Below are 20,920 nucleotides of genomic sequence, written 5' to 3'. Positions count from 1 at the left end.
ATATGAGCAAATTGCAAAATATTGAAAGATTAAGCTTGAACCAAATTACAACAGACCCTTGGAGTTTGCAAGAAGCAGTTGAGGGGTGTGCACGTGCGGAAGTTCCTTGGATTGCTTTATGGCGTCATAAAATTGAAGAGATCGGGTTAAAGCAAAGTAAAAGAATCATTCAAGATGCAGGGATCAATGTTTCCAGTATTTGTCGAGGTGGAATGTTTCCCGCTGCAACAAAAGAGGAGAGACAAAAAAGAATAGAAGATAACCGCAGGGCTGTTGATGAAGCAGCTGAGTTAGGAGCAGAAGTGCTGGTATTAGTTTGCGGGCCTGCTCCTGATAAAGAGTTAATTTCTGCACGAAAAATGGTTGCCGAGGGAATTGAACAACTTGTTCCTTATGCAAAGGAGCGCGGAGTGAAATTAGGGATAGAAGCACTTCACCCGATGTATGCGGCAGAGAGATCTGTGATTGTTTCGTTGGAACATGCGAATGATCTAGCAGAAAAATATTCCCCAGATGAAGTAGGCGTAATTGTAGATGTCTTCCATGTATGGTGGGACCCTGCCCTTTTTCAACAAATTTCACGTGCGAAAGGGAGGATTTTAGGCTATCATGTTTCCGATTGGCTGGTCCCGGTTCCCGATTTATTAATGGGTAGAGGAATGATGGGAGACGGTGTCATTGATTTTAAGCCAATTCGTTTAGCGGTAGAAGAAGCTGGATACACGGGTCCCATTGAAGTGGAGATTTTTAATCAAAAGATCTGGGATCAACCAGGGGATGAAGTTCTAGCATTGATGAAAGAACGTTATTTGGAATATGTATAAGATATGGGAGTGAGGGGGGGATCCTCTCTCTCTATTTCTCATTTAGAGGATGTTCAAAAAGTCCGGTAAAAATGACACTGCGAGAAAATGATCTTCGACTAAGTCGAAGCGTCCTGTAGGCAACGTAAAAGTCGCAAGTCCAACTCAAACTTTCGACGTACAAGATATACTAGTGTCGGCGTTAGTGATTGACGTCAGCGTAGTCGCCGACTTGTTCCTTTTTGAACACACACATTTAAAAGAAAGCGGGCGATAGAATGTTTCAAGGATTATTTATTTTAGATGATGTTGATTTGATCTATGGTAGTACATATGAAGAAATTAGCCAATATGTTGACATCTATGCTCCACCGCAAACAAGGGAGACGATTCGCGAGAACCCTGCCTTATTGGAAAAAGCGGATATTATTTTTTCGGGTTGGGGCGGTCCGCGTTTAGATAAGGAATTCTTAGCAGCGGCCCCTAACTTAAAAGTGATCTTTTATGGGGCGGGATCGATTAAATATATGGTAACAGAGGAGTTTTGGAAGCGGAATATTCAAATCACAACCGCTTATGCAGCAAACAGTGTACCAGTTGTGGAATATGCGCTATCGCAAATATTATTTTCTTTAAAGCGTGGATGGCATTTTGTAATGGAGACAAAAAAACTAAAAAAATACGGTAAAAAATCAAGTGTTCCTGGGGCGTATGGTTCTACAGTCGGACTTATTTCTTTAGGGATGATTGGTAGAAAGATGGTAGAAAAATTACAACAGTTTGATCTACGTGTGATTGCCTATGACCCTTATGTTTCAAAGGAAGAAGCTAGTCAATTAAATGTTGAACTATGTAGTTTAGAGGAAGTTTTCAAACAGGCAGACGTTGTCTCGATGCATACACCGTGGCTAAAAGAGACTGAGGGAATGATTACAGGACAACATTTTGCATCTATGAAAGAAAATGCAACCTTTATAAATACTTCTAGAGGAGCGATTGTTCGAGAAAATGAAATGATCGATATATTAAAAGAACGTTCGGATCTTTATGCGATTTTAGATGTGACATATCCTGAACCTCCTATAGCAGGGGCGCCTCTTTATGAAATGGATAATGTGATTTTAACTCCACATATTGGTGGTTCTATGTCAACCGAATGCCAGCGGATGGGTGCATATATGTTAGAAGAATTAAAACGATTCCTTAATGGGGAAGAGTTAAAATGGTTGGTGACAGAGGAAAAGTCTAAAATTATGGCTTAAGGATGTTCAAAAAGTCCGCTGAAAAGTTGAACGGAGGGATAAAAATGATTGAAACACATGCTGATCGTAGTTATTGGCTGCAGAAAATGCATGAAATCGCCAATCCAGTACTTCAGGCATTAGCGGATCGGCAACTAAAAGAGAAGATGCCGGTTGAGGGTAAGTTATCTAATCGTGAAGAATATAGCTATTTGGAAGCATTCGCAAGATTACTCTGTGGAATCGCTCCTTGGTTGGAATGTGGGTCTGAAGATGGAGAAGAAGGTCAGTTGCGTAAGCACTATATCGAATTGGTTAAAAAAGGATTGGATGCAGCAACTGATCCAAACTCGCCAGACTACATGAATTTCTCAAAGGGACATCAACCAATTGTCGATACAGCGTTTTTGGCTCATGCAATATTGCGGGCACCACAGCAATTGTTTACATCGCTGCCACAAGCAATACAGGAAAACATCGTGACAGCACTGAAGAGTACCCGTTCCCGTAAACCTTTTTTCAATAATTGGCTGCTATTTTCTGCCATGATTGAAGTAACACTTTACAGGCTTGGAGAAGAATGGGATCCTATGCGAGTTGACTATGCTTTGAAACAGCATGAACAATGGTATGTAGGCGATGGAATCTATGGAGATGGGGTCGAATTTCATGCCGATTATTATAATAGCTATGTGATTCAGCCAATGTTGGTTGATATCATCGATACTATTGGTGATCAAGCGGAGGATTGGCAGCAGCTGAAGGTTAAAATTATGAATCGGGCTAAAAGGTTTGCTAGCATTCAGGAGAGGAGTATCTCACCAGAAGGTACCTTTCCGGTTATCGGAAGATCAATTGCCTATCGTTTTGGCGCCTTTCAACACCTAGCACAAATGGCTTTGCAGCAAAGGCTCCCGAGTGAGCTATCGCCAACTCAAGTACGATGTGCCCTGACATCTGTAATCCGTAAGGTAATGGAAACGAGTGGTACATTTGATGATAAGGGCTGGTTGCGGATTGGATTATGCGGTCATCAGCCTGAATTAGGAGAAGGGTATATTTCGACAGGAAGTCTTTATTTATGTTCGACTGTTTTTCTACCACTTGGCTTACAAGCAGATGATCCATTTTGGCAAGGAGAGGAAGATTGGTCTTCGAAAAAAGTCTGGAGTGGGGGCTCTATAGCGATTGACCGAGCCTTACATTAAAATTAATTGGAAAAATGGCAAATCAGTGAACGATATTCTGATTTGCCATTTTTTTGTTAATCAGCACATCAGTAGATGGCTCAAGAGGATATAGTTGAGTGTGGTCCTCACAGGTTGAACCGTGCAAAAGGGGCTTATATTCATATTATTGGAGTGTAACTAAAAAATATCTTGATATTTCTCGAAAAAAAAGAGACAATGCAATAGAGTGAAACCTCATTTTTTCATGAAGGTTTGCTGTCTGATTGCCTATGGCTCGGGACAAAGGGATGGAAGGAGTTGCTTTCCAATTATGATGAATAATGAACTCCTGCGGCGAGATGAAGAAGTAATTGCGGAGTTAGAAAAAGATCTTCGTTATATTTCTGGGATTATTAAACAAAAAGGCCGTGTGATATTGACTGATTACTCCATTACACCACCTCAATTTATTGCATTACAGTGGCTGGTGGAAAAAGGAGATATGACGATTGGTGAGCTTTCAAATAAAATGTATTTAGCCTGTAGCACAACAACAGATTTAATTGATAGAATGGAAAAAAAAGAACTTGTCATGAGGGTCAGGGATCCTAAAGATCGACGAGTTGTAAGAATTCACTTATTGGAAAAGGGAGAAAATATTATTGCAGAGGTAATTGGCAGACGACAAAATTATCTGCAAGAAGTTTTAACTGACTTTTCTGACGAGGACATTGTACAGCTAAAGGGATATTTAGCTCGATTACATCAAGATATGAAATGAAAAAATAGAAATGAAATAGTTGCTTACGTGAACAAGCAATCATTTTTGCTGCGTTTCAGCGAAAAGAGCAACTAGATAGACAAGAGGCGGGAAAGTTGGAACATGCAATAGGTGTCATTGATTCAGGTGTTGGCGGTTTAACCGTCGCTAAGGAAATTATGCGGCAAATGCCGAATGAAGTGATTTACTATGTGGGGGATACAGCACGTTGTCCCTACGGACCACGACCAGAAGCGGAAGTAAGAAGTTTTACTTTGCAGATGGCCGGTTTTTTAGTTGAGAGAAATATTAAAATGCTTGTTATTGCTTGTAATACTGCCACAGCAGTAGTATTACAAGAATTACGCGAAATACTAAATATTCCAGTTGTCGGCGTCATTGCCCCTGGTGCAAGAGCTGCTTTGAAGGTGACGGAAAATGGTAGAATTGGAATTTTAGGAACGATTGGGACGATCAAAAGTCAAGCATATGTACATGAATTAAAGATGATTAATCAGCAAATTCATGTTGAACAACTCGCTTGTCCTAAATTCGTCCCGATTGTTGAAAGCTTCGAATATCATAGTAATGTTGCCAAAAAAGTCGTTTCAGAGACGTTGATTCCGATAAAAGGAAAAGGGCTTGACACAATCGTACTTGGATGTACGCATTACCCTTTACTTGCCCCGTTAATCCAAGCAGAAATGGGACCTGAAGTAAATGTAATTAGCTCTGGGGAAGAAACTGCTCAAGAAGTAAGCACGATTCTCGATTTTAATGGTTGGCTTAATCCTTCTTTGGCTATACCGGAGCATCATTTTTTTACAACAGGTTCACAATCTATTTTTAAAAGGATTGCCTCAGATTGGTTACAATCGGTTGATTTACATATTGAATTTGTGAATCTTAAAAATCAAGATTTACTATATTAAAGGATAAAAACAGCTCTTAGTGGGCTGTTTTTTTGTAGTTTATAATATTATCCTGGAGATCGCGGAATTATGATTTTTATTCAACAATAGCCACGCCTTCTCCAGTTCAGGGCTATTTGATTGTCACTCCTAGTCAACCGTCTTCCGCATTTCTTATAAAAAATTTTGACAAGCCGGTCTATTCCTGAAAGATAGCTCGTATACATAGAGTACAAACTGTCTTAGGAGGGGTACGAAATGTCAAAAAAGGCAAAGATGGCCTTTACGCTGGCTGGTGTTTTAACAGCAAGTATAGCATTAAGCGGCTGTGGTCTTTTCGGAAAAGATAAAGAAAGTGTGGATCCACCAGGAGAAGTGACCCAAATGCAAGAGGGCGAAGATGTAGAATCAACAACAGATGAGACAACCCAAGAAACAGCTGATATGGAAATGAGAGATATTTATTTAGTGGACAAAAATGGTTACGTCGTATCTCAATCGATTCCAATGCCAAAAACGGAAAGTGTGGCGAAACAAGTTCTTTCTTATCTTGTTACAGATGGTCCCATTTCTGGAGTTATTCCAAATGGATTTAGAACAGTAATTCCGGCAGGAACAGAAGTAGATGTAGATATTCAAAATGGCGTCGCAGTGGTAGATTTTTCTGAGGAGTTCTCTGATTATAATGAAGCAGATGAACAAAGTATTCTTCAATCGATTACATGGACCTTAACGCAATTCGATAGTGTTGATTCAGTGGAATTAAGAGTGAATGGATATGCGCTCGAAGAGATGCCAGTTGGTGGGACGCCAATTAGTGAAAACGGGCTAACAAGAGCAGATGGAATTAATACACAGTCTTCTGATATTGCAGATATTACGAATACCCGGCCTGTGACTGTTTATTATTTATCACAAGCTGATGATGATCCTTATTATGTACCTGTTACCAAAAGGGTTTCCAATAATGAAAAAGATGATGTGGCAGCTGTTATTAATCAATTAGTGGATGGACCTGGACTGCAGTCAACGTTATCTACAGCGTTATTCAACGGAGTGAAATTGTTGGAGGAGCCAAAAGTAGAAGATGGAAATGTGGTCCTTGATTTCAACGAATCCATCCTTGAAAATAGTGATAGCAATATCATTTCAGACGCAACCCTTAGCTCAATCGTCCTATCTTTAACCGAACAAAAAGATATAAAAGGTGTATCGATTAAAGTAAATGGGAAGGATGAAGTTGTGAACGAAGAAGGGGAGGCTTTAACCGCTCCAGTGAGCCGTCCGGAAAAAGTAAACGTTGGTAGTTTTTAAATAGGGAAATTTGATATACTATATAATAAATAATCAAGAGGCTGATATGATGCGGCCTCTTGTATTATTTTAGCTGATTATAGTTTTAAGGAGGAATGGACTGTTGCGCTCTCAAGATAGAGAAACATTGGATTTACGAACTGTACATATTGAAAATCAGTATTTAAAGCATCCTGAAGGGTCCGTATTAATAACAGTTGGAAATACAAAGGTCATCTGTGCAGCAAGTATAGAAGATCGTGTTCCTCCTTTCCTTAGAGGAACAGGAAAAGGCTGGATCACAGCGGAATATGCAATGCTGCCACGTGCTACGGAAACGAGAAATATTCGCGAATCTTCGAAAGGGAAGATATCGGGTAGAACGATGGAAATTCAACGTTTAATTGGTCGTTCTCTTCGCGCGGTTGTTGATTTAGATGTGATTGGAGAAAGAACCATTTGGGTTGACTGTGATGTCATTCAAGCTGATGGTGGAACGAGAACGGCTTCAATTACAGGTGCTTTTGTGGCAGTCGCGATGGCCCTGCACAAACTATCTCTAGGAAAAAAATGGACAACCTTTCCACTTAAAGACTTTCTTGCGGCAACGAGTGTTGGAATAAGTAAGACTGGTGAAGTCATCTTAGATTTAGACTATCAAGAGGATAGTCAAGCACAAGTAGACATGAATGTTGTCATGATTGGAAATGGGGAGTTTGTTGAATTGCAAGGAACAGGAGAAGAGGCGACATTTTCGGCGACTCAGCTCCAAGCAATGCTGGATGCAGCGTCACAAGGAATTCAACAACTGATGGAATTACAGCGAACAGCTCTTGGTGAGGTGGCGACTTTGATCGATCAAGTCGTGAAAAAACAGTTATGATGAAAAAAGTAATGATTGCGACCAAAAACAGAGGGAAAGCAGCTGAGTTTGAAACACTTTTTTCCCGATATGGAATAGAGGTACGTACGTTATTGGATGTTGAGAGTCATCCCGATATCGAAGAGACAGGTAATACCTTTGAAGAAAATGCAAGGATCAAAGCGGAAACCTTATCCAATGAATTAAATGGAATGGTCTTAGCTGATGACTCGGGATTGATTGTGGACGAATTAGACGGTGCGCCTGGCATTTATTCAGCAAGATATGCAGGGGAAGAGAAGAATGATGAAGCAAATATTGATAAATTGCTTTATGAAATGAAGGATGTTCCTGATAATAAAAGAACAGCGCGTTTTTATTGTGCGCTTGCCTTGGCAATTCCTGGAGAAGAAACAGTATTTGTCTCAGGAAAATGTGAAGGCAAAATTTTAACTGAAAGACACGGTATGAATGGCTTTGGTTATGATCCAGTTTTTTTTGCAATAACTGCCGGAAAATCAATGGCAGAATTGACAAGTGAAGAAAAAAATCAAATAAGTCATAGATCGGAAGCTTTAAGGAATTTGGAACCAATTATGGAGAATCTCTTTATACGAAGGTAAGATCTAAGCATTTCAAAATATAAGAAGATGAGGTAAAACAGGGCGTGTAATCGGCCCTGTTTTTACTTTTGATCGTAAGATTCTGGGGGAAAAGATGTTAAAAAGGATCAACCATATGATATAATACCGACAAATAGAGAGAGAAAAGTCTATGCATCAATTCATTAGGGTTTTGGAGTTTGAAAGCGTTAACCGCGGATTCTTAGTAGTGGACAATCTTCAAAACAAGGGGATATTCGCACCACTATACGATTATGCTTGAAGAAAAATAAAGAAGGGTGATCAGATTGAGTACACAAAAGCAGCCGAATATTATTTTTATTATGAGTGATGACCACGCAGCTCATGCAATTAGTGCCTATGATAGCCGGATTAACCAAACGCCGCATCTTGATCGAATTGCAAATGAGGGGATGAGGCTAGACAATTGCTTTTGCACAAATTCGATTTGTGCCCCTAGTCGAGCAGCAATTTTGACAGGAAAGTACAATCACTTAAATGGTGTAAGGACATTGTATGAGGATTTTGATGCACGTCAACATCATGTAGCAAAGATTTTACAAGAGAATGGTTACCAAACAGCGATGATCGGAAAATGGCACTTAGGTCATGGCGGGAATAGTGATCCAACCGGGTTTGACTATTGGAATATATTCCCTGGGCAAGGGGCTTACCATGATCCAGAAATGATTGAAATGGGAGAGAAAAAGGTATTTCCGGGATATGCGACAGAAATAACGACAGACCTGAGTGTAAAATGGCTAGAGAAAAGAAATAAAGATAAGCCGTTTTTTATGATGTGCCATCACAAAGCACCGCATCGTCCTTGGGATCCTGATGAAAAATATATGGATTTATATAAAGATGTAGATATACCCGAACCAGAAACCTTTCACGATGACTATGACACTCGTTCTTCGGCTGCGTTAGAAGCCCAAATGCGTGTCGATCGAGATTTACGCAAGAGGGATGTAAAGGAAGATCTACCTGAAGGTTTAACAGCGTCTGAAGCAAAAAGTTGGTATTATCAACGATATATTAAAGACTATCTCCGGTGCATTGCTTCTATTGATGATAATGTTGGACGTCTTCTAGACTATTTGGATGAAGACGGTATCACAGATGATACCATTGTAATTTATACCTCAGACCAGGGTTTCTTTCTTGGGGATCATGGATGGTATGATAAACGATTTATGTATGAAGAATCTTTACGTATGCCATTTTTAATTCGCTATCCAAAAGAAATAGAGCCTAGTAGCGTAACAGACGCTTTCGCATTAAATGTTGACTTCGCGCAAACATTTCTAGATTTTGCAGGGATTCAAGCACCGGATGATATGCAAGGTACAAGCTTAAAGCCGATTCTAAAAGGGGAAACACCTGAAGATTGGCAGACCTCTATGTATTATCGGTATTGGGAGCATATGGATCCTGAACATAATGTGGCCGCACATTACGGAGTCAGAACCCATCGCTTTAAATTAATTTGCTACTATGGTGAAGGCTTTGGTCTACCAGGTACACAAGATATAAAGAAAGAAATTGAATGGGAATTATTTGATCTTCAAGAGGATCCCTATGAACTTAAAAATGTTTATCATGATTCGAACTATCAAGAAACTATTAAGGAATTAAAAAGAGAGCTCTATCATCTGAAAGAAAAAGTAGGCGATATAGATTAATAGAATAGGAGAATGTAAGTGCGTGTTCAAAAAGGAGGATAATTACCGGACTTTTTGAACATCCTCTATAAGAGCTATTGGTCTTTGCTTATTCTCATTTATCTCCAAATGCTTGTATCAATCGTTCCAATATCATTTCCCGTAATTCTTTGGTAAAATAAAACCCTGTTGAGAATCTCTTCTGAGAGGAGCTTGTAAATGAAGTTACTTGTCGTGAGTGATAGTCATGGTGACCGTGCCATGATAAAAGCATTGAAAAATAGATATGGGAATGATGTTGACGCATTGATACACTGTGGCGACTCGGAATTACGCGCAGTAGACCCAGTGCTTGAAGGATTTCATATAGTGAGAGGGAATTGTGACATGGATCAACAATTTCCGAACGAATTGTTACTGGATGTTGCAGGGTATAAAATCTTTACAACACATGGGCATTTATTCCAAATAAAATCTTCTCTTCTCAATCTTGCTTATCGTGCAAAAGAACTGGAAGCTGATTTTGTTTTCTTTGGCCATTCTCATGTACTTGGAGTAGAAAAAATAGAAGAAATGTTATTTCTGAATCCAGGCAGTATCCTGCTTCCAAGAGGAGGAAATGAAAGAACGTATGCAATCGTCGAGCAAAATGATCGATGTACAGTTCGTTTTTTTAATGACAAGCATGAAGAATTGAAAGCTTTTCGGAGCGAATTTTAGTGGGGCTCACAAGTGAAAATTTTTCAAGGTTGCCTAGATGTTGGGGTATAACTAATCCATGTTCAAAAAAAGCGCTAAATTCCTTGATATACAAAGGATTTAGCGCTTTTTTTAAAATGACGTCCCAGGAGGGATTCGAACCCCCGACCCACAGCTTAGAAGGCTGTTGATGCGTTTCCGAAGCAATATGACGGCAACCGATTAACCCTTGACATCTCTACACTCACAGTGATTTATACCGAATAAATTTGATTCTTTCCGACCCCAACCGAACAAATTCAACCCCTATATAACCCCAGTTAAATTGGGGCTAGATAGATTTTTACCTATTTTGCAGGCTTGTTAAAAAGTTCATCAAAATGTGATGCTGCTTCCTTATCTTCCTCAATTAGTGTATGACCATAAATATCAAAGGTTGTTCCGATCCGTGTATGCCCTGCACGTTTTTGTACTGCTTTCGGTCGTATTCCTCTTGTACTTAGATAGGTAAGGGAAGAGTGACGCAAATCATGAAATCTAATCCGTTTTAATCCTAATTCATTGAACTCATCTCTTTCCATAAATCTTCCCCACCATTGGCTAATGGAATCGGGTCGTATTGGTTTACCAAAAACATCACCGAATAAAAATAAATGATCCTTCCACACTCTTTTATTTCCAATTGAAAAAACTTCTTGTGTGCGGATATGGATCAATTTCTTGATCATGTCCATCACAGCTACAGGCAAGGAAAGGAACCGTTTGTTTTTTGTTTTCGTTTCTTTTAGTACGACACCAACACCTTTTTTTACAATTAAAGCTTGGTTAATGTGAATGCCGCCTCGATCGAGATCAACATGTTTTTCTTCGATAGCAGCTATTTCACCTTGACGTGCAGATGACGTTAGAGAAATTGCAACCAATACTTCCCACCTAAATTCTAAATTCGAAAGGTAATTAGTAAGTTTAATTAAATCTTCAGGTTCATATATTTCTGTTTCGACTTGTTCGGGAGTTGATGGCTTAATATCCTCTGCAGGATTGTGGGAGATCCACTTCATCTTTTTAGCAAATTTTAATAAACTATTATATGCTTTATAGCAATTATTAATACTAGATGCGGACAGGGGACCTTCCTTGCCATCCAATCTTGCGCCATCTTTTTTGAGCCCATTAACAAAGTTTAGGATATGGATGGGCATTATGTCTGGAAGCTTCATATGTCCATGTAGAGGCTTTATTCTCTTTTTATATATATTAATATACTCTTGTTTAGTACGGGGCGATAAATCACCATCTGTGATGTTTTCATCCCAAATCTGAAATAATCTATTCAAAGTTATTTTTTCTGGTTTAACGTACTTGCCTGTAAGGATAGAAGATTCGAAAATAGTAAGTAACTTCTCGGCTTCTGTTTTATTTTTCGCTTGTACTGTTTCTCTTTCCCGGATTGGTACTCCTTTTTCGTCATATCCAATAGTGACTACTAATCTCCAACTATTTCTCCCTCTCTTTTCTACATGTGCCATTTCAATGCACCTTCTTTTCTTGTTTTATACATTCGATTGGTGTATTCATAAACCCTTTGATTTCTCCCAGTAACTTACCGTCTTTTAAACGTAATGATGAGTAAACGGGTATTTTTACCAATTTCGACACCGAAAACATTTTACTTGGGTAGTGTTTTGAGTTTGCCATTATTTATCACTTCCTAAAAATAGAATGTATGTTCTTTATGTAGTTAAAAGAAATGCCCGTTTTGGGCATAATTTTTAACCTAGTTAATTTTGTATCCACCAAATAATTTTGGTTCTGCTATAATACGATCATCTTTCTCATATCTGAAAATTACATTTGTATATGAGGATTTACCGGATCTCTCTACCATTTCTTGAATAGCAGGACCAACAGACTCTACCATATCCAATTGTTTATCGACACTAGGTATAAAGAATTCGGAACTTACAAAGACATTGGTTACTTCCCAATCACCTTCAACATTTGGACCTACACTTGTTATAATTCCGTCACCAGTTTCAATAAGATCATTGATCCAAGAATCGAACTCTTCCTCGCTGACTATTTGCGCCTGTTTCGTACTGTCTTCTTTGTGTTTGGATTCTTTAGTAATTTTATCGATTTCTTCTTCAAGTATTTTCTGTTCTTTCTCTTGCTTTTCAGCTTCTTCCTTTTCAAGCCGTTTTTTCTTAGCTTCTAATTTCTCTTGCTTCTCTTTTTCTACTTGCAATACACCCTTCGCTGTATCTTTGTCGATCGTCACTATTTCATGAAATTGAAAATCACTTGTTTTCAAATCCAATTCTTTTTGAAGTTCATTGTGAAATTTGTTAGCTGTTTCTGTCTTCTTTTCAAATTTCAATATTTTTTTATCGAGTTTAGATGTATCCTCGAATTCCTTTTCTTTCTTAACTAATTTGATCGCTTTTTTGACTTGGCCATCATGTTTAGAAAGAGCGCTTCTTATATAACGCTTGATTTTTTTGATTTTCTTCTTTTGCTTCCTGTTGGCATTTTGGTCAAGTTTAATTTCGTGTATCGTTCTTTTTTTCTCCTTAATGTCTTGGCGTAGTTTTTCCAACTTTTCTATGGTTTCTTTCTTTTTACCTTCGATTAAATAGTGAGACAGATTAAGATTCCAGTTTTCTTCCCATGACTCATTAAAGTCACTAATACTGTTATTGACCGTTTCTTCAAAATCATTGGATAACCATTCTTTAAAATCATCTTTCTCATTTGCATATGAGATACTAATGGGAAACGCAATAAATGCACTAAATACAAATGCAACTATGAATCCTTTAAATAGTTTTATTGTTATTGTTCTCTCCTCCCTTGTTTGTTGAAGGGTATGTCCAAAACCATGGACACCCTCGAAAAAGGTTTCTTAATAAAAATCCTTTGTAACTACGTTGAATTTGTTCTGCTCTTGTAACTCAAATTGACCAATCAGGAATTATTAACCCGTATTTTATCTCAAATGTAGAGGGGTCGATTTTCTTTAAGACAACTGTCGCTTTATTAATTATTTTTGAGTTGATCAAAGAAAAATCGCTGTCTTCAACTTCTAATGTTTCTAGTAATAATCCATAGCAGGTATCTTTATCGAAATAATGGAAAGGGATTTCTTCACATGTAATGGCCCAAGATTTATTAAAGTATTGGCTTACATCTTTAGTTATATTTTCGTTTAATGTCGCTTTAATTCTTGATATAATACCAGGAGCAATAGTTAAAAGTTTAGGTAATTGTACATAGCTACTGTTACTCATTCCACTTAAATCTAGAATGAACACTCTTAAGTAGTAAACGACAGATTTATCAGTGCTATTTTCTCTTTGTAGCTGTTCAGCCATTTTAAAAATAGTGTTACGCATTAATCCATAGGATCTTTCGCGTTTAAATTTAATGTATGCACTTTGATATAATGACCAAGATATTTCGCTATTAGTAGGCTTATTGTCGTGAGAAAGCGAGTTCATATACTGTATGGCAGTAGCCACATTATATGTACCATCATTAGAATTATATTTATGAGCTGCCACTATGTAATAATACATTTTTAAAATATTAGAACCTGGTTCTGCAAGTTTAAATGACTGTTCCTTTATGAAAGGCTTAATTTCTTCCGAACTGAAATTTTCTTCAATTCTACTAATTAAATCTACTTTTTTCCCAGATACCATTAATTTTTTTGTCTTTAAAATACCCTTAATATCGGGAACTTTTAAGGATGAAACCGATTCTAAAGGTGTCGACTTTCTAATGTATCCCTTTTGAATGAGTTTGTTAACTGATTTTTTTGGATCAATACCGTATTGATATTCATAGTAACCAGGAAATGCCGAATTATTTGATCTACTACCTATCCAATCTAAAAGCACAACCTCACCGGGTAGTACTCCTGCCCCTAATTCTTCAAGGTAGATTGGGTTGATTTCATTTTTTGTAATTTTCTCTACATTAAATTCAATATTTGTAATTTCATTAGTACTCGATGGATTTGAAATTTTCAATGGTTTCTTTTTAAAAAGAAAATTCAATATACCCACTCAATCACACCTTTTTTTGTTTTATAGGTTTTTTGTTCCAGCTACTATATACCTAGTGGAAGTTTAAAATTTTTTGAGATACACAACTTCACGAGGAACCATTAATATTTTCGCTATATCGTAGATGGATAGATGTATGTATTCTTGAAGTAAACAATCTGGCATTAATAATTCAACGGCGAATTTATTTGCTTCCACCTCAATTTTATCGACAGAAAACAACGTTTTCTTTCTAAGGAAAGGAGTACTAACCCTTGTATGCTGAAGCGCATGTCCTAATTCATGAGCACCTACGAAAAAGGTTTCCTCCTCCGATAAAGAACTATTTAAAAAAATATATTGGCTTTTTCTCATGTAAAGATAAAACCCCCCGATATCCTCATGTAAAGCTCTTGTAACTACATTAATTTTTTTATGCTCGGCTAACTCAAAAGGATTATTGGTGTTGTACTTCTTCATTAGTTGGATTGCAGTATTTTTCGGCAAAAAGCATCACCCTAAGAATCGTTATTATCTTTTCTGTATTTTTTTGGGATATACTTTTTGTTTACTCTTGTTGTTTGGCGATCCGCATATTCAATAGCCTCTAATAAAGACTCTATAGCCTCATCACTCATCGGCTCGCCTTTATAGCTTAATCCCTCACCTGCAGACAAGTCTTTCTTTAATGTTTCCATTCGCTTTGCAATGTCTTTTTCATCTTTTTCTGTTAATGGAGCGGAATTGGTAGTGGAAACCAGGCTGTTGGAACGACCTAATAAGTAATCTGTGGGGACATCAAAGTAATCAGCAAATTTTCTTATTTGCTCAATATCTGGCTTCCTTGTCCCGGATTCATAGCCCGAAATAGTTGATTCTGCAAGATTAAATATCTTACCTAATTCCTTCATAGTTAATTTCTTCTGTTTTCTTAATTCTCTCAATCGTTCCCCGAACATATAATCTCACCTACCTATAACTACAATTATACTTTGCAAAATGCGAATATCAATCTTTTTGAAAAAACTTTGCAAAATGCGTTGACGCTTTGCGTAATGCATTGTAATATGGTTAATAACATCACATAACGAATAGTTGGAAGGAGTGTTATACAAATGAGTTTGCCTAAACAAGCACGACACTTAGCTGGAATGAGTTTAGAAGAATCAGCAAGGAAATTAGGAATTCCAGCAGGTTATCTATCTCAAATTGAAAATGGAAAACGTCAAATAAGTTCAGAAAGAGCCGAGCAAATAGCGTCAATATACAATGTGGATGTTGAAAATATTTTTTTGCCTAGTCGCTATGCGATTCGTGAAGTCAAAAACCTAAAAATGTCAGTTAGGAGGTGATTAGATTGCACGCTGTTTTGGAACGATTTATAGAGTTAAGCATTCTGAAAAAACACCGGAAGTTGTCCCAATCCGAAACAAGAGAATTCAATGAGTCGTTAAAGCTTCTTGAGAAAAATGAATGGCAAAAAGCAAAGCTGAAAAATCTTTCACTTGTAGCTAGCATGATTGACGATACAGATTGGCAACATCAAATTTGCTCTGATTTGGAAAAACTAGAAAGGAGATGTGCTAATGACTAATAGATACAAACTCTCTAAGCAACAAGACGTGCTGCAAGAAATAATTAAGGTTTTGGCATCTAACAATGTTACCTATGAGGATGCTCCTGAATTGTTGGAAGAGGTTGGCAACGAACTTAACCTCTTATGTAAACAACAAATTATCCAAGTTAACCAGCAAAGGAGTGATTTATATGAATCAACTCACAAAAATGTTTGATGGACAAAATTTAGTAATTATCAACGACCAGGAAGGTCCAAAGTTTTTATTGAAAGATGTTTGCAATATTTTAGAAATTGGCAATCCTAGCCAAGTAAAAACAAGACTTGAAGATGGAGTCATTACTAATGAGGTCATCCAAGATAGGCTAGGTCGGAACCAAAAAGCAACATTTATTAATGAAGATGGTCTTTACGATGTCATCCTAGATAGTCGAAAACCAGAAGCGAAGCGTTTTAGAAAATGGATCACATCAGAAGTTCTACCATCTATCAGGAAACACGGAGCATACGCAACACCACAAACAATCGAAAACATTATCAGTGATCCAGACTTCGGAATCCAGTTGCTCACCAATTTAAAAGACGAGAGAGATAAACGCATTGAAGCCGAAAGAACAATTGAACAGCAAAAGCCGAAAGTAGTATTCGCCGAATCCTGCTTAGTCTCTCAAGACACAGTTTTAGTAAAAGAAGTTGCAAAGCTTGCTTGTAATCAGGGCATTATGATTGGGCAAAACAAGCTTTACAACAAATTAAGGGACTGGGGTTATATCCAAAAGAACAACACGCAACCGACTCAACGGGCAATTGAATCAGGTTATTTCCAAGTGTTGCAACGGAATATACAAACCCCGGACGGATCAAGACTCGCTAGGACTACAAAAGTTACAACGAAAGGGCAGTTAAAAATCTTAAATCGACTAAAAAAGGAACTTCAGGAAAAGGCGGCGATTTAATGTTACGTGACACTTTGACGGTTCAGGAAGTTGCTGAACAGCTAAGAGTTCATCCTGACACTATTTACACAATGGTCAAGCAGAAACAAATCCCTCACTTTAGAGTGCGTAGCAGAATATTTTTCACTCAAGAGAATGTAGATGCTTGGATTCGCAATCAAACAACAAACTTAGTGGCAACTTCTTAACTACAAGTTTACTAGGTTTTGATCTAATAGTCTGCTACTGATTGAAAGCAAATTGTTCGATTTTAGAACATCGAGGGGAGGTGTTCGATATGGAGGCTCAGGATTTTAAGTTTCAAGAAATGGCAAAACATGGTCACATTCTTAGAATGACCAGAGTTGTTAAAGGATTAAGTCAAGAATCGCTAGCAAATATGATCGGTTTACCTAGAGCGGCAATATCAAAGATAGAAAATAACAAAATGGAATTGAGATTAAGTGATGCTTGGCGTTGGGGTCAAGCTACTCAAATGCCAGAAGTTCTAGCGGCTATAGTGGGTGGATTTGACGTAGCAACAGTAATGCAAATGATTACTACTTTAATAGGAGGTTTAATAATCCCATGGATTTAAACGAAAAATATCAAAATCTAGGTCATTGGGCAAAATGCATCTTGGATTTACATAAGGAAAAACCCGGGCTGTTTAACGATAAAGCGATCGTAGAGGCATTATTAAAACGCTATGAACAGTTGCAATTTGAAGCAATTAAGGAGGAAGTTTGATGGACCTATTCACAGTATGGCTAATAACAGTAGGGGCATTAGGATTCGGCTTTATGATCGGCAGGTTTGTGAAAAATGACAACAAAAAAAGCAGTAACTGAGCTGGCACTCAAATTACTGCAATGCTAAATAGGTAAGTTCATTATAACACAGATGGGCTTGGAAAGGGTGAAGGAAATGAGTGAAAAGTATGTTCTTCATTTAATAGAAAGTGAATATGGAAATGAAAGATCCATTGGATATTGGGATGGAAAAGTATATCAAAGGGATGATGTTCGCTTCCCTGGTGTAATGCACACTAAGCACGATAAAGATGTTAAAGTCTATAGCTCAAAAAAGCGTGCTAAAAATGCGGTTGCTAAATTAAAAGAAAAATTTACTTTTGTGGATAACGCTGTAATTGAAACCTTAGTCAACGAAAATTCGGAGTTATAAAGGTGAAGGAAATGAAAAGATATGAAGTGTTAGAAGCTTTAGATAGCCTTTATGAAATGAACGATAAAGAAATACAGATGAATCCTGATCTCATTAGGAAAGTTGCAATAGCATCTTACAGTTTAATCAAACAGAAATATTCCAATAAACAAAGAAAAGGAGATATTTAGACATGGAAATTGGCACGAAAGTAACAATGGTGAACTGTTTTGAAGCAAAAAAATATCCCGGAAAGGTTTGGGTTACAAGAAGTGAACCTTGGAAATTAGGCCACGGTCAGGAAGTTGTTTTGCTTGAGGGAAAAATAGGTGGTTTTGCAGTTGATTGTTTAGAAGAAGTAACAGAGTAGTATCGCATTTCAAATTGACAGGCTTAGACCTGTCGTCACGATCGGGAGCTTCATCATTCCTCCCCCATTCCTAATAATAGGTTCCCGGTCGTGACGATGGAGCTAATCTCCATTAATTACTAGGTAAGGTGGTGATACATAAAGTGCATACAAGCGCAATTCTAGTAATAATTATGTCGTTTATAATAGGGTGCTTGTTTATGCTGGCGGTCACAAAAGGAAGAAATTAACAAAAAAAGACTCTCTTCAGGCAAAGAGAGTCAATTACTAAAAAATATCGAATTACTGCCATTGTAGCATGTTTTGCAATGGTCGGTAAAGGGGGAGCGAAATGAACCAATTTGTTGAACATTATAACAAACTTCGCCGGGACGGATACAGCGACTTAAGAGCGTTTGGTATGGTTGCGGGTCGTGTGGCGATCCTAGGTGATTTTGAAGATCTTCAAATCGTATATGACCATCATATGAATGATTTCATCAATGAATGCAAGCAAATATTTGGTCAAAACGAAAATGAAAAACTAAATACGAACGAAAACGGAGGATTGAGCGATGAAAACTATCAAATTATTAAATCTCTCTCTTGAAAATTTTAAAGGTGTACGAAGATTTTCCATAGATATACAAGGGGAAAACGTCAAAGTTTATGGGGAAAATGGCACTGGCAAGACGACCATCTACGATGCTTTTCTCTGGCTCTTATTCAATAGAGATTCGCTCAACAGTACGAAATTCGCCATCAAAACGTTGGATGAAGGCGGAAATGAGGCTAGTGGGTTGGAGCACTCGGTGGAGGCGACATTTTCTATTGATGATACGTCCCTCACATTAAAAAAAATACACAAAGAAGTTTGGACAAAAAAAAGAAACGCAGCCCAAGCTACTTTTTCCGGACACACTAACGACTACTTTATAGATGGTGTCCCAGCTAGTCAGGGCGAGTATAACAAACTAATTACCGATTTGATTGATGAAGATATCTTTAAACTTCTAACTAATCCGTCTTATTTCAATGAAATTTTAAAAGCAGACCAACGACGCAAGGTCCTACTTGAAGTTTCTGGAGATATTACAGACGAAGATATCATTGCCCGTAATCCAAGACTTTCAGCTCTGCCAGATATTTTAGGGAATCGTACGATCGAAAAGCATAAAAAGTTCATTGCTGAGAAACGGAAGGGGATAAACCAAGAACTTGATAGAATTCCGATCAGGATTAATGAAATAGAACACAACCTCCCATCTCTTGAAGGGTTGGATAAACCAGCAATAGTAGCTGAAATAAGTCGTATTGACAGCCAAATAGATGGAGAACAGGATCTTATTTCTAATATTAGAAACGGCAACACCATTGTTCAAAAACAAAAGGAAGTACAAGAAATTGAATTTCAACTAATGCAACTCAAACAGGAGCATGAAGCGGGAAGCAAAGATGCTATATACAAGTTGCAAGCGCGTATTCAAGAGGAAAAATCGAACGTCACGATCATTAATCGAGAGTTAGATTCTTTGAAAGATCATAAGCGTTTTAACGATGAAAGCATCCAAAGAATCGAGTCTGAGCTTGTCCAATTGCGTCAAGAATATGCCGAGATTAACAGTTTAGAATTTTCTCATTCGGATGCTTGCGAATGCCCAACATGCGGACAAGATCTTCCAGAAGAGCAAGTCGCTGCTGCACGCGAAAAAGCATTAAAACAGTTCAACATTGATAAGTCTGAGCGTCTTGAAGGCATAAACCTGAAAGGTAGGCAAGGTAAGGACAAGAAAGACGCCTACATTCAAGAAAATGAAGCTCTTACTAAATCCTATGAAAAAACTAGTAAACAAATTACTGAAAAACAAAATTTGCTAGAAAAATTGAATGGTCAATTATCCCAGGCACAGGATGCGGTTGTGGATGTGACAGAAAATAAGCAATACGTTTCCATACTTGAAGAAAAGCAAGAATTGCAAAACGAAATTTCTAGCTTGAAAGAGTTGGCCAATGAATCGATTCAAGAGATACAAGTGGCGATCGCCCAGCTGAAAACAGAGCGAGAGCAATACCAAGGTGACTTAAACAAATTCATGATCGTAGAGCAATCTGAAAAACGCATCAATGAATTGCGGGATCAAGAACAGGATCTAGCAAGGGAATTTGAACAATTAGAAGAGCAATTATTCCTGATTGAGGAATTTACTCGTACCAAAGTGGAAGTTTTAGAAGAAAAGATTAACTCAAAATTTAAATATGCTCGCTTCAAGTTATTTGAAACTCAGGTAAATGGAGCATTGAATGACATTTGTGTAACGACTTATAAAGGAGTCCCATACGACAAAGGGCTGAACAATGCTGCAAAGATTAATATCGGTTTGGACATCATCAATACACTGTCAGAGCATTACGGTTTTTCTGCCCCGATTTTTGTAGATAATGCGGAAGCTGTTACTAAATTGATTGATACGGATTCACAACTTATCAGTTTAATCGTGTCCAAGTTGGCAGACAAATTGTTTATTGGAGATTACGAAGATTTGCTCGCTTACGCAAAAGAAAAACGATTGAAGGAGGCTATATAAATGCCTCTAAAAAAGGTTTTTGTGATTGAATTTAACGGGTTTATTGTCAGTGAGAAAATGGATCATTATCCATCAGAAGATGAAATTCTGAAATTGATCCAAAAGCATTTTCCAAACGGGTTTATATATGATCAATTTTCGGATGAATACATTTATTCGGAAGCCCATGTAAAAAAATACTTCATGTTAAATGATAAGGAGTCTATATAAATGCCTAATTGTGACTGAAAAGTAGGG

28 protein-coding genes are annotated in these 20,920 nt (G+C 37.6%); 23 read left to right on the top strand and 5 right to left on the bottom strand.

Annotated features, from left to right (window positions below; genetic code table 11):
* Positions 1 to 2 precede the first annotated feature (2 nt).
* The 10 genes from KI375_RS08230 (at position 3) to KI375_RS08185 (ending at position 10,046) form a co-directional block, all read left to right on the top strand.
* Positions 3 to 824, top strand: a complete 822-nt coding sequence (locus KI375_RS08230) for a sugar phosphate isomerase/epimerase family protein (protein ID WP_212973009.1) — start codon at positions 3 to 5, stop codon at positions 822 to 824.
* A 257-nt stretch (positions 825 to 1,081) separates the two neighbouring features.
* Positions 1,082 to 2,065 (top strand): hydroxyacid dehydrogenase, encoded by a 984-nt coding sequence (locus KI375_RS08225; protein ID WP_212973008.1) that lies wholly within the window; start codon positions 1,082 to 1,084, stop codon positions 2,063 to 2,065.
* Positions 2,066 to 2,109: 44 nt separating this feature from the next.
* Positions 2,110 to 3,252: a DUF2264 domain-containing protein gene (locus KI375_RS08220; RefSeq protein ID WP_212973007.1), complete on the top strand. Its 1,143-nt coding sequence runs from the start codon at positions 2,110 to 2,112 to the stop codon at positions 3,250 to 3,252.
* A gap of 295 nt (positions 3,253 to 3,547) precedes the next feature.
* On the top strand, positions 3,548 to 3,994 hold the full coding sequence (locus KI375_RS08215; RefSeq protein WP_207453485.1) for a MarR family winged helix-turn-helix transcriptional regulator: 447 nt from the start codon (positions 3,548 to 3,550) through the stop codon (positions 3,992 to 3,994).
* Positions 3,995 to 4,089: 95 nt separating this feature from the next.
* The gene (gene racE / locus KI375_RS08210) at positions 4,090 to 4,905 is read left to right on the top strand and encodes a glutamate racemase (RefSeq protein WP_212973006.1); all 816 of its coding nucleotides are present in this window, start codon (positions 4,090 to 4,092) and stop codon (positions 4,903 to 4,905) included.
* Between the two features lie 237 nt (positions 4,906 to 5,142).
* Positions 5,143 to 6,198 (top strand): GerMN domain-containing protein, encoded by a 1,056-nt coding sequence (locus tag KI375_RS08205; RefSeq protein ID WP_212973005.1) that lies wholly within the window; start codon positions 5,143 to 5,145, stop codon positions 6,196 to 6,198.
* 103 nt (positions 6,199 to 6,301) lie between these two features.
* Positions 6,302 to 7,060: a ribonuclease PH gene (gene rph, locus KI375_RS08200; protein ID WP_212973004.1), complete on the top strand. Its 759-nt coding sequence runs from the start codon at positions 6,302 to 6,304 to the stop codon at positions 7,058 to 7,060.
* Complete coding sequence (locus tag KI375_RS08195) at positions 7,060 to 7,662, top strand: XTP/dITP diphosphatase (protein WP_212973180.1); 603 nt, start codon at positions 7,060 to 7,062, stop codon at positions 7,660 to 7,662. Before rph ends, KI375_RS08195 begins: the two co-directional genes overlap by 1 nt.
* Positions 7,663 to 7,940: 278 nt before the next feature.
* Complete coding sequence (locus KI375_RS08190) at positions 7,941 to 9,347, top strand: sulfatase family protein (protein ID WP_244852424.1); 1,407 nt, start codon at positions 7,941 to 7,943, stop codon at positions 9,345 to 9,347.
* Between the two features lie 198 nt (positions 9,348 to 9,545).
* Positions 9,546 to 10,046 carry a metallophosphoesterase gene (locus KI375_RS08185; protein ID WP_212973002.1) on the top strand — a complete coding sequence of 167 codons (501 nt, stop codon included), beginning with the start codon at positions 9,546 to 9,548 and terminating at the stop codon, positions 10,044 to 10,046.
* 326 nt (positions 10,047 to 10,372) lie between these two features.
* Here the strand turns inward: KI375_RS08185 and KI375_RS08180 are convergent, their stop codons facing one another.
* From KI375_RS08180 to KI375_RS08160, 5 genes are all read right to left on the bottom strand, one after another.
* Positions 10,373 to 11,554 (bottom strand): site-specific integrase, encoded by a 1,182-nt coding sequence (locus tag KI375_RS08180; RefSeq protein WP_212973001.1) that lies wholly within the window; start codon positions 11,552 to 11,554, stop codon positions 10,373 to 10,375.
* A 248-nt stretch (positions 11,555 to 11,802) separates the two neighbouring features.
* On the bottom strand, positions 11,803 to 12,624 hold the full coding sequence (locus KI375_RS08175; RefSeq protein WP_212973000.1) for a hypothetical protein: 822 nt from the start codon (positions 12,622 to 12,624) through the stop codon (positions 11,803 to 11,805).
* A 355-nt stretch (positions 12,625 to 12,979) separates the two neighbouring features.
* The gene (locus KI375_RS08170) at positions 12,980 to 14,095 is read right to left on the bottom strand and encodes an SAP domain-containing protein (protein WP_212972999.1); all 1,116 of its coding nucleotides are present in this window, start codon (positions 14,093 to 14,095) and stop codon (positions 12,980 to 12,982) included.
* A gap of 63 nt (positions 14,096 to 14,158) precedes the next feature.
* Entirely contained in the window at positions 14,159 to 14,581 is a 423-nt protein-coding gene (locus tag KI375_RS08165; protein WP_244852422.1) for an ImmA/IrrE family metallo-endopeptidase, read from the bottom strand.
* A gap of 11 nt (positions 14,582 to 14,592) precedes the next feature.
* The gene (locus KI375_RS08160; protein WP_212972998.1) at positions 14,593 to 15,033 is read right to left on the bottom strand and encodes a helix-turn-helix domain-containing protein; all 441 of its coding nucleotides are present in this window, start codon (positions 15,031 to 15,033) and stop codon (positions 14,593 to 14,595) included.
* Between the two features lie 156 nt (positions 15,034 to 15,189).
* Here KI375_RS08160 and KI375_RS08155 point away from each other — a divergent pair, with 156 nt between their 5' ends.
* From KI375_RS08155 to KI375_RS08095, 13 genes are all read left to right on the top strand, one after another.
* Entirely contained in the window at positions 15,190 to 15,426 is a 237-nt protein-coding gene (locus tag KI375_RS08155) for a helix-turn-helix domain-containing protein (protein ID WP_212972997.1), read from the top strand.
* Positions 15,427 to 15,431: 5 nt separating this feature from the next.
* Positions 15,432 to 15,668, top strand: a complete 237-nt coding sequence (locus KI375_RS08150) for a DUF7667 family protein (RefSeq protein ID WP_212972996.1) — start codon at positions 15,432 to 15,434, stop codon at positions 15,666 to 15,668.
* Positions 15,661 to 15,867, top strand: a complete 207-nt coding sequence (locus tag KI375_RS08145; RefSeq protein WP_212972995.1) for a hypothetical protein — start codon at positions 15,661 to 15,663, stop codon at positions 15,865 to 15,867. Before KI375_RS08150 ends, KI375_RS08145 begins: the two co-directional genes overlap by 8 nt.
* Positions 15,842 to 16,606 (top strand): phage antirepressor, encoded by a 765-nt coding sequence (locus KI375_RS08140; protein WP_212972994.1) that lies wholly within the window; start codon positions 15,842 to 15,844, stop codon positions 16,604 to 16,606. Before KI375_RS08145 ends, KI375_RS08140 begins: the two co-directional genes overlap by 26 nt.
* Entirely contained in the window at positions 16,606 to 16,794 is a 189-nt protein-coding gene (locus KI375_RS08135; RefSeq protein ID WP_212972993.1) for a helix-turn-helix domain-containing protein, read from the top strand. The genes KI375_RS08140 and KI375_RS08135 overlap by 1 nt, the downstream gene beginning before the upstream one ends.
* An 89-nt stretch (positions 16,795 to 16,883) precedes the next feature.
* Positions 16,884 to 17,183 carry a helix-turn-helix domain-containing protein gene (locus KI375_RS08130; RefSeq protein ID WP_212972992.1) on the top strand — a complete coding sequence of 100 codons (300 nt, stop codon included), beginning with the start codon at positions 16,884 to 16,886 and terminating at the stop codon, positions 17,181 to 17,183.
* Positions 17,174 to 17,335, top strand: coding sequence for a hypothetical protein (locus KI375_RS08125; RefSeq protein ID WP_212972991.1), 162 nt, complete (start codon positions 17,174 to 17,176; stop codon positions 17,333 to 17,335). Before KI375_RS08130 ends, KI375_RS08125 begins: the two co-directional genes overlap by 10 nt.
* Before the next feature lie 177 nt (positions 17,336 to 17,512).
* Entirely contained in the window at positions 17,513 to 17,770 is a 258-nt protein-coding gene (locus KI375_RS08120) for a hypothetical protein (RefSeq protein ID WP_212972990.1), read from the top strand.
* A 2-nt stretch (positions 17,771 to 17,772) separates the two neighbouring features.
* Positions 17,773 to 17,940, top strand: a complete 168-nt coding sequence (locus tag KI375_RS08115) for a hypothetical protein (protein WP_212972989.1) — start codon at positions 17,773 to 17,775, stop codon at positions 17,938 to 17,940.
* Between the two features lie 2 nt (positions 17,941 to 17,942).
* On the top strand, positions 17,943 to 18,119 hold the full coding sequence (locus KI375_RS08110; RefSeq protein WP_212972988.1) for a hypothetical protein: 177 nt from the start codon (positions 17,943 to 17,945) through the stop codon (positions 18,117 to 18,119).
* A gap of 331 nt (positions 18,120 to 18,450) precedes the next feature.
* Positions 18,451 to 18,708: a hypothetical protein gene (locus KI375_RS08105; protein ID WP_212972987.1), complete on the top strand. Its 258-nt coding sequence runs from the start codon at positions 18,451 to 18,453 to the stop codon at positions 18,706 to 18,708.
* Complete coding sequence (locus KI375_RS08100; RefSeq protein WP_212972986.1) at positions 18,674 to 20,683, top strand: AAA family ATPase; 2,010 nt, start codon at positions 18,674 to 18,676, stop codon at positions 20,681 to 20,683. The genes KI375_RS08105 and KI375_RS08100 overlap by 35 nt, the downstream gene beginning before the upstream one ends.
* On the top strand, positions 20,684 to 20,893 hold the full coding sequence (locus KI375_RS08095; RefSeq protein WP_212972985.1) for a hypothetical protein: 210 nt from the start codon (positions 20,684 to 20,686) through the stop codon (positions 20,891 to 20,893).
* The last annotated feature ends 27 nt before the right edge of the window (positions 20,894 to 20,920 follow it).

Origin of the sequence: Bacillus sp. J14TS2 (genome assembly GCF_018333015.1) — a bacterium.
Taxonomy (GTDB): domain Bacteria; phylum Bacillota; class Bacilli; order Bacillales; family Bacillaceae_C; genus Lederbergia.
Note: the sequence above shows the minus strand (reverse complement) of the source record. Positions and strands in the feature narration are given on the sequence as shown.

What these genes read in the sequence shown, in the direction of transcription:
- KI375_RS08205 (WP_212973005.1), top strand. Translation starts at nt 5,143, where the DNA reads ATGTCAAAAAAGGCAAAGATGGCCTTTACGCTGGCTGGTGTTTTAACA.
- KI375_RS08145 (WP_212972995.1), top strand. Translation starts at nt 15,661, where the DNA reads ATGACTAATAGATACAAACTCTCTAAGCAACAAGACGTGCTGCAAGAA.
- KI375_RS08155 (WP_212972997.1), top strand. Translation starts at nt 15,190, where the DNA reads ATGAGTTTGCCTAAACAAGCACGACACTTAGCTGGAATGAGTTTAGAA.
- KI375_RS08230 (WP_212973009.1), top strand. Translation starts at nt 3, where the DNA reads ATGAGCAAATTGCAAAATATTGAAAGATTAAGCTTGAACCAAATTACA.
- KI375_RS08125 (WP_212972991.1), top strand. Translation starts at nt 17,174, where the DNA reads ATGGATTTAAACGAAAAATATCAAAATCTAGGTCATTGGGCAAAATGC.
- KI375_RS08100 (WP_212972986.1), top strand. Translation starts at nt 18,674, where the DNA reads ATGAAAACTATCAAATTATTAAATCTCTCTCTTGAAAATTTTAAAGGT.
- KI375_RS08195 (WP_212973180.1), top strand. Translation starts at nt 7,060, where the DNA reads ATGAAAAAAGTAATGATTGCGACCAAAAACAGAGGGAAAGCAGCTGAG.
- KI375_RS08160 (WP_212972998.1), bottom strand. Translation starts at nt 15,033, where the DNA reads ATGTTCGGGGAACGATTGAGAGAATTAAGAAAACAGAAGAAATTAACT.
- KI375_RS08215 (WP_207453485.1), top strand. Translation starts at nt 3,548, where the DNA reads ATGAATAATGAACTCCTGCGGCGAGATGAAGAAGTAATTGCGGAGTTA.
- KI375_RS08220 (WP_212973007.1), top strand. Translation starts at nt 2,110, where the DNA reads ATGATTGAAACACATGCTGATCGTAGTTATTGGCTGCAGAAAATGCAT.
- KI375_RS08135 (WP_212972993.1), top strand. Translation starts at nt 16,606, where the DNA reads ATGTTACGTGACACTTTGACGGTTCAGGAAGTTGCTGAACAGCTAAGA.
- KI375_RS08140 (WP_212972994.1), top strand. Translation starts at nt 15,842, where the DNA reads ATGAATCAACTCACAAAAATGTTTGATGGACAAAATTTAGTAATTATC.
- KI375_RS08130 (WP_212972992.1), top strand. Translation starts at nt 16,884, where the DNA reads ATGGAGGCTCAGGATTTTAAGTTTCAAGAAATGGCAAAACATGGTCAC.
- KI375_RS08120 (WP_212972990.1), top strand. Translation starts at nt 17,513, where the DNA reads ATGAGTGAAAAGTATGTTCTTCATTTAATAGAAAGTGAATATGGAAAT.
- KI375_RS08180 (WP_212973001.1), bottom strand. Translation starts at nt 11,554, where the DNA reads ATGGCACATGTAGAAAAGAGAGGGAGAAATAGTTGGAGATTAGTAGTC.
- KI375_RS08095 (WP_212972985.1), top strand. Translation starts at nt 20,684, where the DNA reads ATGCCTCTAAAAAAGGTTTTTGTGATTGAATTTAACGGGTTTATTGTC.
- KI375_RS08185 (WP_212973002.1), top strand. Translation starts at nt 9,546, where the DNA reads ATGAAGTTACTTGTCGTGAGTGATAGTCATGGTGACCGTGCCATGATA.
- KI375_RS08105 (WP_212972987.1), top strand. Translation starts at nt 18,451, where the DNA reads ATGAACCAATTTGTTGAACATTATAACAAACTTCGCCGGGACGGATAC.
- KI375_RS08225 (WP_212973008.1), top strand. Translation starts at nt 1,082, where the DNA reads ATGTTTCAAGGATTATTTATTTTAGATGATGTTGATTTGATCTATGGT.
- KI375_RS08110 (WP_212972988.1), top strand. Translation starts at nt 17,943, where the DNA reads ATGGAAATTGGCACGAAAGTAACAATGGTGAACTGTTTTGAAGCAAAA.